The organism is Kitasatospora sp. NPDC017646, assembly GCF_044329365.1.
Lineage (GTDB): Bacteria > Actinomycetota > Actinomycetes > Streptomycetales > Streptomycetaceae > Kitasatospora.
In genome coordinates this window covers 440-16,900 of sequence record NZ_JBIRJC010000024.1, presented here as the reverse complement: position 1 = coordinate 16,900, position 16,461 = coordinate 440, and the positions used below count along the sequence as shown (strand labels likewise).

Here is a 16,461-nt window from a genome sequence, read left to right as displayed (position 1 = left end):
GCAGGGCGCCGCGCATTCCGCCACCAGTGGACCGCGCCGCTACGGGCCCGGCCACTCGGCGCCCTTCGTAGGCCGCAGCCGCCGACGTACCATGGCGCCGGAATCTGCAATGCCGCAGGCCCAGACCGAGGAGAGACCCGTGAGCGACCTTCGTACGCTGCGCAACTACATCAACGGTGAGTTCGTCGACGCGGCAGACGGCCGCACGCTCGACATCGTCGACCCGACCACCGGTGAGGTGTACGCGACGTCGCCGCTGTCCGGTGCCGCTGACGTGGACGCCGCCATGGCCTCGGCCGACGCGGCGTTCCCGGCCTGGCGCGACGCGACCCCGAGCACCCGGCAGAAGCTGCTGCTCAAGATCGCCGACGCGATCGAGGCCCGGGCCGACGAGATCGTCGAGGCCGAGGTGCGCAACACCGGCAAGCCGCGCGGGCTGACCCTCTCCGAGGAGATCGGCCCGATGGTGGACCAGATCCGCTTCTTCGCCGGTGCGGCCCGCCTGCTGGAGGGCAAGGCCGCCGGTGAGTACATGGACGGGATGACCTCGATCATCCGCCGCGAGCCGGTCGGTGTCTGCGCCCAGGTCGCGCCCTGGAACTACCCGATGATGATGGCCGTGTGGAAGTTCGCCCCGGCCATCGCCGCGGGCAACACCGTGGTGCTGAAGCCCTCGGACACCACCCCGGCCTCCACCGTGCTGCTGGCCGAGATCATCGGCGGCATCCTGAAGGACCTGGACCTGCCGGCCGGCGTCTTCAACGTCATCTGCGGTGACCGCGAGACCGGCAAGCTGATGGTCGAGCACAGGACCCCGGCGATGGCCTCCATCACCGGTTCGGTCCGGGCCGGTATCCAGGTCGCCGAGTCCGCCTCCAAGGACGTCAAGCGCGTCCACCTGGAGCTGGGCGGCAAGGCCCCGGTCGTGGTCTTCGAGGACGCCGACATCGCCGAGGCCGTGGAGGGCATCTCGGTGGCGGGCTACTTCAACGCCGGCCAGGACTGCACCGCCGCCACCCGCGTGCTGGTGCACGAGTCGATCCACGACGCCTTCGTCGAGGCGCTGGCCAAGGCCGCGGCCGAGACCAAGACCGGCGGCGTGGACGACGAGGACGTGCTGTACGGCCCGCTGAACAACGCCAACCAGCTGAAGCAGGTCGCCGGCTTCATCGAGCGGCTGCCCGCCCACGCCAAGGTCGAGGCCGGTGGCCACCGGGTCGGCGACAAGGGCTACTTCTACGCCGCGACCGTCGTCTCCGGGCTGAACCAGGACGACGAGATCATCCAGAACGAGGTCTTCGGCCCGGTCATCACCGTGCAGAAGTTCACCGACGAGGACCAGGCCGTCGAGTACGCCAACGGCGTCGAGTACGCGCTGGCCTCCTCGGTGTGGACCAAGGACCACGCCCGCGCCATGCGGATGTCGCGCCGCCTGGACTTCGGCTGCGTCTGGATCAACACCCACATCCCGCTGGTCGCCGAGATGCCGCACGGCGGCTTCAAGAAGTCCGGCTACGGCAAGGACCTGTCGTCCTACGGCTTCGAGGACTACACCCGGGTGAAGCACGTCATGACCGCGATCTAGCGGGTCATGACCGTTGGGCGCAGGATGACCGCGATCTAGCGGGTCATGACCGTTGGGCGCAGGATGACCGCGATCTAGCGGGTCATGACCGTTGGGCGCAGGATGACCGCGATCCGATCGAAGCAGCAGCGTCCGAACTGACGAAGGGCCCGGGGCGTTCTCACCCCGGGCCCTGTCGCTTTGCACCTTGTCGGCGGCTCGGGCGACCGGCTGACAGGATGAAACTGCCCTTCGGGCACGGGCGGCCCTAGCCTTACCGGCATGAGCATCCCCACCGCTGACTCAGCCGCCGGCCAGGCCGTCAAGGCAGCCGACCGCGCGCACGTCTTCCACTCGTGGTCCGCCCAGGCGCTGATCGACCCCCTCGCGGTGGCCGGCGCCGAGGGCTCGTACTTCTGGGACTACGACGGCAACCGCTACCTCGACTTCTCCTCGCAGCTGGTCAACACCAACATCGGCCACCAGCACCCGAAGGTGGTCGCCGCGATCCAGGGGCAGGCGGCGAAGCTCTGCACCATCGCCCCCGGTTTCGCGGTCGAGTCGCGCAGCGAGGCGGCCCGGCTGATCGCCGAGCGCACCCCCGGCGACCTGGACAAGATCTTCTTCACCAACGGCGGCGCCGAGGCCGTGGAGAACGCCATCCGGCTGGCCCGGCTGCACACCGGCCGGCAGAAGGTGCTGTCCACCTACCGCTCGTACCACGGCGCCACCGCCAACGCGATCGCCCTGACCGGCGACCCGCGGCGCTGGGCCAACGAGACCGGCGTCTCCGGGGTGGTGCACTTCTGGGGCCCGTACGCCTACCGCTCCAACTTCCACGCCGAGAACGAGGCGCAGGAGTGCGAACGCGCGCTGGAGCACCTGGAGCAGGTGATCGCGTTCGAGGGGCCGGGCACCGTCGCGGCCGTCATCCTGGAGACGGTGGTCGGCACCGCGGGGATCCTGGTCCCGCCGCCGGGTTACCTGGCCGGGGTGCGGGAGATCTGCGACCGGTACGGGATCGTGTTCGTCCTGGACGAGGTGATGGCCGGCTTCGGCCGCACCGGAGAGTGGTTCGCCGCCGACCACTGGGGCGTCGTGCCGGACCTCATGACCTTCGCCAAGGGCGTCAACTCGGGCTACGTCCCGCTGGGCGGCGTGGCGATCAACGCCGAGATCGCCGCCACCTTCGCCGAGCGGCCGTTCCCCGGCGGACTCACCTACTCCGGGCACCCGCTGGCCTGCGCCTCCGCGGTGGCCACCATCAACGCCATGGCGGAGGAGGGCATCGTCGAGAACGCCAAACACATCGGCGAGACGGTGCTCGGCCCGGGCCTGCGCGAGCTGGCCGAGCGGCACCCCTCGATCGGCGAGGTGCGCGGCCTCGGGGTGTTCTGGGCGCTCGACCTGGTGAAGGACCGGGAGACCCGCGAGCCGCTCGTCCCCTACAACGCCGCGGGTGCCGACAACGCGCCGATGGCCGAGCTGGCCGCCGCCTGCAAGCGGCGCGGGCTCTGGCCGTTCGTCAACATGAACCGCTTCCACGTCGTTCCGCCGTGCACCGTCACCGAGGAGGAGGCCAAGGCCGGCCTCGCGGTGCTGGACGAGGTGCTGTCGCTCACCGACGCGCACACTGTCTGACGTACCTCCCAGGACGGCCCCGGACGGCGTGTCCGGGGCCGTCCCACGTTCCGGAAGGCCCCCATGTCCAGCAGCACCACCCTGACCCGACGCCTCCCCCACTCCCGTGCCCTTCGCCGACGTTCGGTGCTCGGCGGGGCCGCGCTGCTCGGCGCCGGCACCCTGACCGGCTGCGGCATCCCGTCCGCGTACGTCGCCGAGGACCGCCGCTCGGCGCCGGACCGCTCAGATCGCGACAAGCGGCTGAACTTCTCCAACTGGACCCAGTACATCGACACCGACGACCAGGGGAGGCGCCCGACCCTGGACGCCTTCAGCGAGAAGACCGGGATCGAGGTCACCTACACCGAGGACATCAACGACAACGACGAGTTCTTCGGCAAGATCAGCCCGGTGCTCACCCAGGGCGCCGACCCGGGCCGGGACCTCATGGTGATCAGCGACTGGATGGCCGGGCGGTACGTCTCGCTCGGCTGGGTGCAGGCGATGGACCGGGCCAACCTGCCCAACGTCACCGCCAACCTGGACCCGCAGCTGGCGAACCCGGTCTTCGACCCGGGGCGCCGGTGCAGCGTGCCCTGGCAGTCCGGGATCACCGGCATCGCGTACAACCGCAAGGCCCTCGGCCGCGAGCTCAGGTCCACCGCCGACCTGTGGGCGCCCGACCTCAAGGGCCGGATCACCCTGTTCGCCGGGCTGGACGAGGCACTCGGGCTGCTGATGCTCTCCCAGGGTGCGGACATCGGGCGGTTCAGCGACGACGACGCGCACCGGGCGATGGACCTGGTGCAGAAGATGGTCGACACCGGCCACGTCCGCCGCTTCACCGGCAACGACTACACCAGCGACCTCGCCTCCGGCGCCGCGATCGCCTGCCAGGCCTACTCGGGCGACGCAGTCCAACTCACCGCCGACAACCCGGACATCGCCTTCGTGGTGCCGGAGGAGGGCGGGGAACTGTGGGCGGAGAGCCTGATGATCCCCAACCGGGCCGTCCACAAGCGCAACGCCGAGCTGCTGGTCGACTACTACTACCGGCCCGAGGTGGCCGCCGAACTCGCCGCGGCCGTCCAGTACATCTGTCCGGTGCCGGCCGCCCGCGAGGTGCTGGCGGACAGCGGGGACAAGGACAAGGCCGAACTCGCCGAGAACCCACTGGTGTTCCCGACCGAGGAGATGCGCGCCCGGCTGCACGGCATGCGCGACGTCACCTCGGCCGAGCGGCCGGAGCTGCACAAGGTCTGGGGGCGCATCACCGGAGTGTGAGGGGTGCCGGAGCTGATCCCCTACCGGCGGACGGCGTCCAGCGCGAGCAGTGCCACGTGCAGGGACAGGCAGGACTCCACCTGGTCGAGGTCGACGCCGAGGATCCGCTCGACCTTGTGCAGCCGGTCGTAGAAGGACGGCCGGGACAGGTGGGCGGCGTCGGCCGCCGCCGACTTGTTCCGGCCCTGCTCCAGATAGATCCGCAGCATCTGCACCAACTGGCCGTGGTGCTCGGCGTCGTGGGCCAGCAGGGGGCCCAGCTCCCGCTCCACGTACGTCTGCAGGCGGGCGTCGTCGCGCAGCAGGTGGAGCAGGCCGCGCAGCCGTACGTCCGGCAGCCGGTAGTAGGAGGCGGTGCGGCTGCCGCCGGGTGCCTCGTGCAGGGCCGCGTCGGCGACCTGGGCGGCCTCCAGCAGGGTGCGCCGGGCGTCGCGGACCGAGCCGACCGAGGAGCCGACCGCGACCACCGGGCCCGGCGCGTCGGCGCCCTCCCGGCCGGCCTCGGCGGACATCCGGCGCAGGGTGGCCGAGAAGGCGTCCAGCGCGGCGTGCTCGTCCTGCTGGGCACCGAGGGCGATCAGCAGGCCGACGCCCTCGTCGTCCAGCGCGCCGACCAGGGCGGAGAGCCGGCAGGCCCGGACCGCGCCGGCGGCCAGTTCGGTGAAGTCGCGCAGCCGGGCCTGCGCCTCCAGCGCGGCCGGGATCGGCCCGCGGCGCTGGCGCAGCACCACGCCGACCAGCCGTCGGCCGTCCAGCGGGACGCCGAGCGCCTGGGCGCGCAGGGCCGCCTCGGAGACGGTCAGTGCGTGGGTCAGGATGCCGGAGAGCAGGGTGCGGTGGGTCTGCCGTTCCAGGCTCTCCCGGTCGCGCACCACCAGCCGGTTGAGCGCCAGCGCGGAGGCGCCGCGCTCCAGCAGCATGGCGTGGGGGTGCGGCTCGCCCTCCGGCAGCGGGCCCGGCTCCTTGACCAGCACCAGCCGGCCCCAGTCCTGGCCGCGCGCGCCGACGGTGGTGACCAGCCAGCCGCTGCGCGGGTCGTGACCGGTGCGGCCGGGCGGGCGGACCCCGCGCGAGCGGCGTTCCCAGTCCTCCAGCAGTTCGGTCTCCGGCCGCCCGGCGGTGTCGTGGGCGAGCACCTGGTGGGCCAGGTTCTCCAGGACCACCGGCGCGCCCGCCATCCGGGCCACCTGGCGGATCACCTCGGGCGGCTCGGCGCCCTCCACCACCAGCTCGTTGAACACCTGGTGGACCGATTCGGAGACCCGCAGCTGCTCCAGCTGGGCATTGACCACCAGGGCGTGCACGGCCTCGGTGACGGCGACGAAGCGCACCTCGCGGCGGAGCGCGATCAGCGGCAGCCCGCGCTGCTCGGCGGCGTGCACGAGGGCGCGCGGCAGGGAGTCGAAGTAGCGCCGGCCGAACTCGACCACCAGTCCGGCCACCCCGACCTCGTCCAGGTCGCGGACGTAGCGGGCCAGTCCCTCGCGGTCCTCGGGCAGCGCGATCCCGGTGGTCAGCACCAGCTCGCCGCCCTGGAGCATCCCCGCGACGTCGGGCAGTTCGCTGACGTGGACCCAGCGGACCGGCCGCTCCAGGCGGTCGGCGCCGGCCACCACCTGGGGCAGGCCGCGCCGCATCACCTCCAGATCGAGCACTCGGGCGACGGTGGGGAGCATCGCGGGGCCTCCAAGGCCGGGGGGGGAAGAAGGAGGGCGGAGTGGACAGGGTGTCAGGTGAATCATGCATCGCCCCGACGACCTGTCGCCCCGCGAAGAACCTTGCACTCTGTAAGCCCCTTCGTGTCGAGACTGTCGAAGTGACCCTTGTCACGTCAACCCCGCAATTGGCAAGGTCAGCGGGACCGCAGACCCCCACTGCGGAAGCGTTTCGCCGCGGCGCGCGGTCGAACCGCCGGCACTTGGAGGAACCCAGATGGACCTGACCGACTTCGGCGCGGGCGCGCAGTACATCGCGGGCCGTCAGACCCGCGGGGGCGGCGGACCCTTCCAGGTCGTCAACCCCGCCGACGGCAGCGTGGTCGAGCAGGTCGCGCTGGCCACCGCCGGGGACGTGGACACCGCCGTCGCCGCCGCCAAGGCCGCCCTGCCCGACTGGTCTTCCGCCACCCCGGGCGCCCGGTCCGAGGCGCTCGCCCGGCTGGCCGCCGTACTGGCCGGCGCGGCGGACGACCTCGCCCGGGTGGAGACCGCGCAGACGGGCAAGCCGGTCAAGCTGGCCACCGAGTTCGACGTCCCCGGAACCGTCGACAACGCCGCCTTCTTCGCCGGCGCCGCCCGCAACCTGGAGGGCAGGGCGGCCGGCGAGTACTCCGGCGACCACACCTCCTACGTGCGGCGCGAGGCGATCGGCGTGGTCGGTTCGATCTCGCCGTGGAACTACCCGCTGCAGATGGCCGCCTGGAAGATCCTCCCGGCGATCGCGGCGGGCAACACGATCGTCCTCAAGCCGGCCGAACTGACCCCGCTGACTTCGCTGATGTTCGCCCGGGCCTGCACCGAGGCGGGGATCCCGGACGGCGTGGTCAACGTGGTCACCGGTGCCGGGCGCACCGCCGGCGAGCACCTGGTCTCCCACCCCGACGTCGCGATGGTCTCCTTCACCGGATCCACCGCCGTCGGCAGGCGGGTCGCCGAACTCGCCACCGCGAGCGTCAAGCGCACCCACCTGGAGCTCGGCGGCAAGGCCCCGTTCGTGGTCTTCGACGACGCCGACCTGGACGCCGCGGTGCACGGCGCCGTCGCCGCCTCGCTGATCAACGGCGGCCAGGACTGCACCGCCGCCACCCGCGCCTACGTCCAACGCCCCCTCTACGACGCCTTCGTGGCCGGGGTCGCCGAGCTGTACGCGGCGGTCCGGATCGGCGACCCGCGCAACCCCCGCACCGACCTCGGTCCGCTGGTCTCGTACGCCCACCGGGACCGGGTGGCCGGCTTCGTGGAGCGCGCCCGCTCCTACGCCACCGTGGTCACCGGCGGCTCCGCGCCCGCGAAGGGCCACGACGGTACCGACCTCACCCGGGGCGCCTACCACGCCCCAACCCTGATCACCGGCGCGGCCCAGAACAGCGAGGTGGTCCAGGGCGAGGTCTTCGGCCCGGTGCTCGTGGTGCTGCCCTTCGACGGCGACGACGAGGGCCTGCGGCTGGCCAACGACACCCCGTACGGCCTGGCCGCCTCCGCCTGGACGGGCAACGTGCACCGCTCGCTGCGCGCCACCCGGGAGATCGCCGCCGGGTGCGTCTGGGTCAACGACCACATTCCGATCATCAGCGAGATGCCGCACGGCGGTTACAAGGCCTCCGGCTACGGCAAGGACATGTCCCAGTACTCGCTGGACGAGTACACCCAGGTCAAGCACGTCATGTTCGACACCACCGCGGTCGCCCGCAAGGACTGGCACCGCACCGTCTTCGGAGACCGATAACCCCTTCGGCCGGGTGCTCCCCCCACGCACCCTCCTTCCTTCCCCCAGGAGGCCCGTTCCATGGCGTTCAAGGCGTTCAACGAGCTCACCGACGGCCTGCCCGAACCGGTCCGCAGGGCCTGGGAACGCAGTCTGACCGGCGGCCGGGCCGCGGTCGGCCGCCGCACCCTGCTGCGCGCCGCCGCGCTGACCGCCGGGGCGGGCACCCTGGCCGCCTGCGGCATCCCCGCCGCGCCCCGGGCGACCGGCGACTCGACCGCCAACGCCGCCAAGGACCTCTCGGACAGCGAGAAGGAGGTCGACTTCTCCAACTGGCCGCTGTACGTGGACACCGACGAGAAGGACAAGCAGAAGCACGGGACCCTGGACGCCTTCACCGCGGCCACCGGCATCAGGGTCAAGTACAACGAGGACGTCAACGACAACGTCGAGTTCTTCGGCAAGCTCAAGCCGCAGCTGGCGGCCGGCCAGGACACGGGCCGCGACCTGGTGGTGCTCACCGACTGGATGGCCGCCCGGCTGATCCGGCTCGGCTGGGCGCAGAAGCTCGACCCGGCGAACGTCACCACCGCGATCACCAACGTCGACGCCCGCTTCCGCGCCCCCGACTGGGACCCGGGCCGGCTCTACACCTACCCCTGGGCCGGCATCCAGACCGTGGTCGCCTACAACCGCAAGGCGACGAAGGGCAAGGAGGTCACCAGCGTCTCCCAGCTGCTGGACGACCCCGAGCTCAAGGGCCGGGTGACCTTCCTCTCCGAGATGCGCGACAGCATCGGGATGGTCCTGCTGGACATGGGCAAGGACCCGGCGAAGTTCACCGCCGACGACTACGACGCCGCGGTCGCCCGGTTGCAGAAGGCCGTCGACGGCAAGCAGATCCGCCGCTTCACCGGCAACGACTACGGCCAGGAGCTGTCCTCCGGGGACATCGCCGCCTGCGTCGCCTGGGGCGGCGACCTGATCCAACTGCGCGCCGACAACCCGGACATCGAGTTCGCCATCCCGGAGAAGGGCTACCTCGCCTCGACCGACAACATGCTGGTCCCGGCCAAGGCGCGGCACAAGACGAACGCGGAAAAGCTGATCGACTTCTACTATCAGCCGAAGATCGCGGCGCAGCTGGTCGCGGGCATCGGCTTCGTCTCCGCCGTCACCGGGATGAAGGACGAGCTCGCCACCCTCGCCCCGGACAGCGCGGCCAACCCGCTGGTCGTACCCACCCCCGAGATGGCGGCCAAGGCGCACGTGTTCCGCACCCTCACCGAGGGCGAGGAGAGCGACTTCGAGCAGAAGTTCTCCAAGCTCATCGGCGCCTGACCTCCGCTCCCGGCAGACAGACCCAGGAAGACACCCCATGACAGACCAGCTGCGCGACGCGACCGGCGGCGACGTACGCCTCACCGGCATCGGCAAGACCTACGGCTCGTTCACCGCCGTCCACCCGCTCGACCTGACCGTCCCCCAGGGCTCCTTCTTCGCCCTGCTCGGCGCCTCCGGCTGCGGCAAGACCACCACCCTGCGCATGATCGCCGGTCTGGAGGAGCCCACCAGCGGCACCGTGCTGATCGGCGGCCAGGACGTCACCGCCCTGCCCCCGTACAAGCGGCCGGTGAACACCGTCTTCCAGAGCTACGCGCTCTTCCCGCACCTGGACATCTTCGAGAACGTCGCGTTCGGCCTGCGCCGACGCGGCCGGAAGGACGTCAGGAAGCAGGTCGACGAGATGCTGGAGCTGGTCGAACTCGGCCAGTACGCCCGGCGCAAGCCCCACCAGCTCTCCGGCGGCCAGCAGCAGCGCGTCGCGGTCGCCCGCGCGCTGATCAACCACCCCCAGGTGCTGCTGCTGGACGAGCCGCTCGGCGCCCTCGACCTCAAGCTGCGCCGCCAGATGCAACTGGAGCTCAAGCGGATCCAGACCGAGGTCGGCATCACCTTCGTGCACGTCACCCACGACCAGGAGGAGGCCATGACCATGGCCGACACCATCGCGGTGATGAACGGCGGCCGGGTCGAGCAGCTCGGCGCGCCCGCCGACCTGTACGAGAATCCCGCCACCACCTTCGTGGCCAACTTCCTCGGCCAGTCCAACCTGCTGCCCGCCGAGGTCACCGGCGGCGCGGGCGAGGACCTGCTGGTCACCGTGGCCGGCACCCGCCTCGCGGTGCCGAAGGCGCGCTGCGCCACCGGGGCCGAGCGGGTCCACCTGGGCGTGCGCCCGGAGAAGATCACCATCACCCACGCCACCGAGCAGGTCGCCGAGGGCCGCAACAGGCTGGCCGGCACCGTCCTCGACTCCAGCTTCATCGGCGTCTCCACCCAGTACGTGGTGCGCACCGACGGCGGCCAGGAGGTCACCGTCTTCGAGCAGAACATGGAGCGCGACGCCCGGATCGTCCCCGGCGCCGCCGTGCAGCTGCACTGGAACCCGGCGCACTCCTTCGCCCTGGACGCCGCGCAGGCCATCGACGCGGGCACCGCGGAGGAGGCCGCGTGACCACCACCACCCCGACCGCGCCGCCGCAAGTCCTCGCGCCGCCCGACGCGCCCTCGAAGCCGAAGCGCAGGCTCACCCCGTACTGGCTGCTGCTCCCCGGCATCGCCTGGCTCGTCGTCTTCTTCGCCGTGCCGATGCTGTACCAGGGGTCCACCTCGCTGCAGACCGGCTCGCTCGAAGAGGGCTTCAAGGTCACCTGGCACTTCTCGACCTACTGGGACGCCCTGGTCGAGTACAAGTGGCACTTCGTCCGCTCGTTCTCCTACGCGGCCATCGCCACCGTGCTCTGCCTGGTCATCGGCTACCCGCTGGCGTACACCATCGCCTTCAAGGCGAACCGGCGCTGGCGCAACGTCATCCTGATCCTGGTCATCGCGCCGTTCTTCACCAGCTTCCTGATCCGCACGCTGGCCTGGAAGACCATCCTGTCCGACGGCGGCCCGGTGGTCGGCGCGCTCAACACCCTGCACGTCCTGGACGTCACCAACGCGCTCGGGCTCACCTCCGGCGACCGGGTGCTCGCCACCCCGCTCGCCGTGGTCTGCGGCCTCACCTACAACTTCCTGCCGTTCATGATCCTCCCGCTGTACACCTCGCTGGAACGGATCGACCCCCGGCTGCACGAGGCGGCCGGCGACCTCTACGCCCGGCCGTTCACCACCTTCCGCAAGGTCACCTTCCCGATCTCGCTGCCGGGCGTGGTCGCGGGCACCCTGCTCACCTTCATCCCGGCCTCCGGCGACTACATCAACGCCCAGCTGCTGGGCTCGCCGAGCGAGCAGATGGTCGGCAACGGCATCCAGAAGCAGTTCCTGAACGTGCTCGACTACCCCACGGCGGCCGCGCTGAGCTTCATCCTGATGGCCCTCATCCTGGGCATGGTGACGGTCTACATGCGCAAGGCCGGGACGGAGGAGCTGGTCTGATGTCCCGCATCCTGAAGTGGGTCCGCACCCACCTGGTCGTACTCGCCGGCCTGCTGGCCCTCGCCTACCTGGTGCTGCCCAACCTGGTCGTGCTGGCCTTCTCGTTCAACAAGCCGGTCGGCAAGTTCAACTACGAGTGGAACGAGTTCTCCACCGACGCCTGGACCAACCCCTGCGGCGTGGCCGACATGTGCCAGTCGCTCTCGCTCAGCCTGCAGATCGCGGTGCTCGCCACCATCGGCGCCACCGTGCTCGGCACCATGGTCGCCTTCGCGCTGGCCCGCTACCGCTTCCGCGGCCGCTCGGCCACCACCGCGATGATCTTCCTGCCGATGGCCATGCCCGAGGTGGTCATGGCCGCCTCGCTGGGGACGCTCTTCCTCAACATGCGCATCCCCTTCGGCTTCACCACCATCCTCATCGCCCACGTCATGTTCTGCCTCAGCTTCGTGGTGACGGCGGTCAAGGCGCGCGTGATGAGCATGGACCCGAGACTCGAACAGGCCGCCCAGGACCTCTACGCGACCCCCACCCAGACCTTCCTGAGGGTCACCCTCCCGCTGGCCGCCCCCGGCATCGCCGCCGGCGCGCTGCTCAGCTTCGCGCTCTCCTTCGACGACTTCATCATCACCCAGTTCAACTCGGGCCCGACCACGGTCACCTTCCCGATGTTCGTCTGGGGCGCCTCGCAGCGCGGCATCCCGGTGCAGGTGAACGTCATCGGCACCGCGATGTTCGTGGCCGCGGTCGCGCTGACCGTCGCCGGCCAGTGGCTCGGCAACCGCCGGAAGGCCACCGCCTGACGCACGGTCGGTCAGCGGTGGCTCGTACCGTCATCTATCCGTAGAAAGTGGCTGATAATGCATGGACTCCGCCCGCGCACTCAGTGACGCCAGGCCCACCCCCTTCTGGCTGGAGGACCCCGGCCGGCCGCAGGCGCTGCCCGCCCTGGTCGGCGACACCACCTGCGACCTGCTGGTCGTCGGCGGCGGCTACTCCGGCCTGTGGACCGCCCTCATCGCCAAGGAACGCGACCCGTCACTGGACGTCGTCCTGGTCGAGGGCAACGAGGTCGGGTGGGCCGCGTCCGGGCGCAACGGCGGATTCTGCGCGGCCAGCCTCACCCACGGCTTCGGCAACGGCCTGCAGCGCTGGCCAGCCGAACTCGCCCAGCTGGAACGCCTCGGCGCCGCCAACCTCGACGGCATCGAGGCCACCCTCAAGCGCTACGGCATCGACGCCGAATGGGAGCGCACCGGCGAGATCGACGTCGCCACCCAGCCCCACCAGGTCGAGGAACTGAACGAGATCGCCGAGGCCGTCGCCCGCTACGGCTTCGACCTCACCGTCCTGGACGCAGACCAGCTGCGCGCCGAGGTGAACTCGCCGACCTTCCTCGGCGGCCTCTGGGACAAGGAGGGCGTGGCGATGGTCCACCCCGCCAAGCTCGCCTGGGGCCTCAAGGAGGCCTGCCTGGGCCAGGGCGTACGGATCTTCGAGCACACCCGGGCCACCGAGCTGCGCGAGCACGGCAGCGGCATGGCCGTCCGCACCCCGTACGGCCGGGTCTTCGCCCGCCGGGTCGCGCTCGGCACCAACGTCTTCCCGTCCCTGCTCAAGCGCGTCCGCCCGTACGTCGTGCCGGTCTACGACTACGCGCTGATGACCGAGCCGCTCAGCGACGAGCAGCTCGCCGCGATCGGCTGGCGCGGCAGGCAGGGGCTCGGCGACAGCGCCAACAAGTTCCACTACTTCCGGCTCTCCGCCGACAACCGGATCCTCTGGGGCGGCTACGACGCCGTCTACCACTACGGCGGCCACGTCCGGCACGAGTACGACCAGCGGCCGGAGACCTTCCGCACCCTGGCCAACCACTTCTTCCGCTGCTTCCCGCAGCTGGAGGGGCTGCGCTTCACCCACGCCTGGGGCGGCGCCATCGACACCTGCAGCCGGTTCTCGGCGTTCTTCGACACCGCGTACCGGGGCAAGGTCGCCTACGCCGTCGGCTACACCGGGCTCGGCGTCGGCGCCACCCGCTTCGGAGCCGAGGTGATGCTCGACCTGCTCTCCGGCGAGCGCACCGAGCGCACCTCGCTGGACATGGTCCGCTCCAAGCCGCTGCCGTTCCCGCCCGAACCGGTGCGCTGGGCCGGGATCGAGATCACCACCCGCTCGCTGGAGCGCGCCGACCGCAACGGCGGCCACCGCAACCTCTGGCTGCGAACCCTCGACCGGCTGGGGCTCGGCTTCGACAGCTGACCCCGCAGTCCCGTCCCGCGAACCGTGTAAGAGGGACCCGCCGTCCCCCTCTCCTCGGTGACGGCGGGCCCCGGCATCCCGCCGCTCCCGACCAGTACGAACGGCGAGAGGCGGGGACACGACGTGGCCCTGCACGAGGCGGCGGCCGGGCTCGGCGGCTGGTAGCCGGGGGCTCCGCAGTGGTGGCGCGCGGGGCGGGCGCTCGGGCCAGACTGGAAACGTGACCACCGCCCCGCACGCCGTCGACGCAGCCCTCCGACCGGGCCCCGCCCAGCTGCGCCTGGCCGCCCTGGCCGGGCCCGTCTGCACCCGGTACGGGCTGGCGCTGGCCGGTGGGCACGCGCTGCGCGCCCACGGCGTCCCGGCCTGCCCGCAGGACGGGCTCACCCTGGCCACCGGCGGCGCCGACCTGCCGGAGGTGGCCGCCGCGCTGGCGGAGGCGTACCGCGCGGCGGGCGGTGGGGTCGCCGAGCGGCCCGGCACGCCGCGCCTGGAGCAGCTGACCGTACGGTTGGCGCTGGGCGGGCGGTCGCACTCGGTGGAGCTGCGGAAGGAACCGCTCGGCCACCGGCCGGTCCGGCTGGACTTCGGCTCCCTGGAGCCGGGCGAGCCGCCGGTGGTCCTGCCGGTGGTCGCCCTGGAGGACGCGGCTGCACTCACCACTGTGCTGCTGGCCGACCGGGGCATGCGGCGCGACCTGATCGACGTGCACGCCCTCACGTGCTACTACCGAGAGGGCGAACTCCTCGCCCTGGCAGGAGAGTTGGACCCTGACTTCCAGCCGGGCGGGCTCGCCGACCGGCTGGAGACGCTGGCCGAGGCGGCGGACGGCCGCTTCCGGGCCAGGGGCGTCGAGGCCGGGGCGGTGGACGGGCTCAGGCGGTGGGCGCTGGCCTGGGCGCAGGACCTGCGGCTGGACCTGCTGGAGACCCAGGAGGCGGCGGACGGGTTGCACGACCCCTACCTGGAGGACGAGGAGTCCTGAGGCCCGGAACCGCTCTCCGGCCTCCAGGCGTTCGGAGTAGCGACCGGACGACCTGTAAGGCTGAATCCGCGATCCCCGTCAGCCTGTTCGTTGAGCCGCGCCCCGGCGGCCTCCAGACTGGAAGACGAGCGCGGTAGCCCCGTGAATTCCCGTCGCCCGGCCCTCCCGCGGGCGGCGCCAGACCGGACCGGTGGCAAGACGCCGCCCGGGACTTCGGAGGCAGACGGACTTGAGCAAGCACATCATTCACTGGATCGGCGGCAAGCCGGTCGCCACCGCCGGTGCGGCGCCCCGCCGCGGTGACATCTTCGACCCGGCCACCGGCCAGGTTGCCGGCCAGGTGGACTTCGCCGGGATCGCCGAGGTCGACCAGGCCGTGGCCGCCGCGGCCTCGGCCTTCGCCGACTGGCGTGCCGCCTCGGTGGCCAAGCGGACCACGGTGCTCTTCGCCTTCCGCGAGCTGCTGAACGCCCGCCGGGACGAGCTGGCCTCGATCATCGTGTCCGAGCACGGCAAGGTGCACTCGGACGCGCTGGGCGAGATCGCCCGCGGGCTGGAGGTCGTCGAGTACGCCTGCGGCATCCCGCAGCTGCTCAAGGGCGGCTTCACCGAGCAGGCCTCCAGCGGCATCGACGTCTACTCGATCCGCCAGCCGCTCGGCCCGGTCGCGATCATCTCGCCGTTCAACTTCCCGGCCATGGTGCCGATGTGGTTCTTCCCGATCGCCATCGCGGCCGGCAACACCGTCGTGGTGAAGCCCTCGGAGAAGGACCCGTCCGCGGCGAACTTCCTGGCCGGGCTGTGGAAGGAGGCCGGGCTGCCGGACGGCGTCTTCAACGTCGTGCACGGCGACAAGGTGGCCGTCGACCGCCTGCTGGAGCACCCGGACATCAAGTCCGTGAGCTTCGTCGGCTCCACCCCGATCGCCCGCTACGTCTACGAGACCGGCACCCGCTACGGCAAGCGCGTGCAGGCCCTGGGCGGCGCCAAGAACCACATGCTGGTGCTGCCCGACGCCGACCTCGACCTCGCCGCCGACGCCGCCGTGAACGCCGGCTTCGGCGCGGCCGGCGAGCGCTGCATGGCGGTCTCCGTCCTGGTCGCGGTCGACCCGGTGGGCGACGAGCTGGTCGACAAGATCAAGCAGCGGATCGCCACCCTGAAGGTCGGCCCCGGCTGCAACGGCGACTCCGAGATGGGCCCGCTGGTCACCGGCCAGCACCGCGACAAGGTCACCTCCTACGTCGAGTCCGGCGTCGCCGACGGCGCCGAACTCGCCGTGGACGGCCGCAAGCACCCGATCGCCCCCGAGGACCGGAACGGCAGCCCGACCAGCGACGGCTTCTGGCTCGGCCCCACGCTGTTCGACCACGTGAAGCCCGGCATGTCCGTCTACAACGACGAGATCTTCGGCCCGGTCCTCTCCGTCGTGCGCGTCGCCTCCTACGAGGAGGGCCTGGCGCTGATCAACGCCAACCCGTACGGCAACGGCACCGCCCTCTTCACCAACGACGGCGGCGCGGCACGGCGCTTCCAGTTCGAGGTGGAGGTCGGCATGGTGGGCATCAACGTGCCGATCCCGGTGCCGGTCGCCTACTACTCCTTCGGCGGCTGGAAGGCCTCCCTGTTCGGCGACGCCCACGCGTACGGCCCGGACGGCGTGCACTTCTTCACCCGCGGCAAGGCCGTGACCCAGCGCTGGCTGGACCCGTCGCACGGCGGCATCAACCTCGGCTTCCCCACCAACAGCTGAGCCACCTGGCACAGCCGGGCGGGCCCCCCCCCGGGGGGCGGCCGGCCGCGTGTTCAACTAGGTTTGAGACCGCCACCCACGCCCCGGAAAAGAGAAGAGCTGGCCCGGCGCGGGCCACCCACACCA

General features: G+C 71.4%; 12 protein-coding genes. 11 read left to right on the top strand and 1 reads right to left on the bottom strand.

The window, feature by feature from the left end; genetic code table 11:
* Positions 1-109: 109 nt before the first annotated feature.
* The 3 genes from ACH4J0_RS29560 to ACH4J0_RS29550 all read left to right on the top strand — a co-directional run bounded on the left by ACH4J0_RS29560 (position 110) and on the right by ACH4J0_RS29550 (position 4,471).
* Entirely contained in the window at positions 110-1,585 is a 1,476-nt protein-coding gene (locus tag ACH4J0_RS29560) for a gamma-aminobutyraldehyde dehydrogenase (RefSeq protein WP_396243684.1), read from the top strand.
* A gap of 261 nt (positions 1,586-1,846) precedes the next feature.
* On the top strand, positions 1,847-3,205 hold the full coding sequence (locus ACH4J0_RS29555; protein ID WP_396243683.1) for an aspartate aminotransferase family protein: 1,359 nt from the start codon (positions 1,847-1,849) through the stop codon (positions 3,203-3,205).
* A gap of 63 nt (positions 3,206-3,268) precedes the next feature.
* Positions 3,269-4,471, top strand: a complete 1,203-nt coding sequence (locus ACH4J0_RS29550) for a spermidine/putrescine ABC transporter substrate-binding protein (protein WP_396243682.1) — start codon at positions 3,269-3,271, stop codon at positions 4,469-4,471.
* A 20-nt stretch (positions 4,472-4,491) separates the two neighbouring features.
* On the opposite strand, the gene ACH4J0_RS29545 is transcribed toward ACH4J0_RS29550, so the two are convergent.
* Positions 4,492-6,147, bottom strand: coding sequence for a PucR family transcriptional regulator (locus tag ACH4J0_RS29545; protein ID WP_396243681.1), 1,656 nt, complete (start codon positions 6,145-6,147; stop codon positions 4,492-4,494).
* Between the two features lie 256 nt (positions 6,148-6,403).
* On the opposite strand from ACH4J0_RS29545, the gene ACH4J0_RS29540 reads away from it, so the two are divergent.
* The 8 genes from ACH4J0_RS29540 to ACH4J0_RS29505 all read left to right on the top strand — a co-directional run bounded on the left by ACH4J0_RS29540 (position 6,404) and on the right by ACH4J0_RS29505 (position 16,335).
* The gene (locus ACH4J0_RS29540; protein WP_396243680.1) at positions 6,404-7,915 is read left to right on the top strand and encodes a gamma-aminobutyraldehyde dehydrogenase; all 1,512 of its coding nucleotides are present in this window, start codon (positions 6,404-6,406) and stop codon (positions 7,913-7,915) included.
* 60 nt (positions 7,916-7,975) lie between these two features.
* On the top strand, positions 7,976-9,235 hold the full coding sequence (locus tag ACH4J0_RS29535; protein WP_396243679.1) for a spermidine/putrescine ABC transporter substrate-binding protein: 1,260 nt from the start codon (positions 7,976-7,978) through the stop codon (positions 9,233-9,235).
* Between the two features lie 37 nt (positions 9,236-9,272).
* Positions 9,273-10,412, top strand: a complete 1,140-nt coding sequence (locus ACH4J0_RS29530; RefSeq protein WP_396243678.1) for an ABC transporter ATP-binding protein — start codon at positions 9,273-9,275, stop codon at positions 10,410-10,412.
* The gene (locus tag ACH4J0_RS29525) at positions 10,409-11,338 is read left to right on the top strand and encodes an ABC transporter permease (protein WP_396243677.1); all 930 of its coding nucleotides are present in this window, start codon (positions 10,409-10,411) and stop codon (positions 11,336-11,338) included. The genes ACH4J0_RS29530 and ACH4J0_RS29525 overlap by 4 nt, the downstream gene beginning before the upstream one ends.
* Positions 11,338-12,141, top strand: a complete 804-nt coding sequence (locus ACH4J0_RS29520; RefSeq protein WP_396243676.1) for an ABC transporter permease — start codon at positions 11,338-11,340, stop codon at positions 12,139-12,141. Before ACH4J0_RS29525 ends, ACH4J0_RS29520 begins: the two co-directional genes overlap by 1 nt.
* 61 nt (positions 12,142-12,202) lie before the next feature.
* Positions 12,203-13,597: an NAD(P)/FAD-dependent oxidoreductase gene (locus ACH4J0_RS29515; RefSeq protein ID WP_396243675.1), complete on the top strand. Its 1,395-nt coding sequence runs from the start codon at positions 12,203-12,205 to the stop codon at positions 13,595-13,597.
* 220 nt (positions 13,598-13,817) lie between these two features.
* The gene (locus ACH4J0_RS29510; RefSeq protein ID WP_396243674.1) at positions 13,818-14,582 is read left to right on the top strand and encodes a hypothetical protein; all 765 of its coding nucleotides are present in this window, start codon (positions 13,818-13,820) and stop codon (positions 14,580-14,582) included.
* Between the two features lie 229 nt (positions 14,583-14,811).
* On the top strand, positions 14,812-16,335 hold the full coding sequence (locus tag ACH4J0_RS29505; protein ID WP_396243673.1) for a CoA-acylating methylmalonate-semialdehyde dehydrogenase: 1,524 nt from the start codon (positions 14,812-14,814) through the stop codon (positions 16,333-16,335).
* Positions 16,336-16,461: the final 126 nt, after the last annotated feature.

Coding starts and splice junctions, on each gene's coding strand:
- ACH4J0_RS29560 (WP_396243684.1), top strand. CDS start 110: ATGCCGCAGGCCCAGACCGAGGAGAGACCCGTGAGCGACCTTCGTACG.
- ACH4J0_RS29555 (WP_396243683.1), top strand. CDS start 1,847: ATGAGCATCCCCACCGCTGACTCAGCCGCCGGCCAGGCCGTCAAGGCA.
- ACH4J0_RS29550 (WP_396243682.1), top strand. CDS start 3,269: ATGTCCAGCAGCACCACCCTGACCCGACGCCTCCCCCACTCCCGTGCC.
- ACH4J0_RS29545 (WP_396243681.1), bottom strand. CDS start 6,147: ATGCTCCCCACCGTCGCCCGAGTGCTCGATCTGGAGGTGATGCGGCGC.
- ACH4J0_RS29540 (WP_396243680.1), top strand. CDS start 6,404: ATGGACCTGACCGACTTCGGCGCGGGCGCGCAGTACATCGCGGGCCGT.
- ACH4J0_RS29535 (WP_396243679.1), top strand. CDS start 7,976: ATGGCGTTCAAGGCGTTCAACGAGCTCACCGACGGCCTGCCCGAACCG.
- ACH4J0_RS29530 (WP_396243678.1), top strand. CDS start 9,273: ATGACAGACCAGCTGCGCGACGCGACCGGCGGCGACGTACGCCTCACC.
- ACH4J0_RS29520 (WP_396243676.1), top strand. CDS start 11,338: ATGTCCCGCATCCTGAAGTGGGTCCGCACCCACCTGGTCGTACTCGCC.
- ACH4J0_RS29515 (WP_396243675.1), top strand. CDS start 12,203: ATGGACTCCGCCCGCGCACTCAGTGACGCCAGGCCCACCCCCTTCTGG.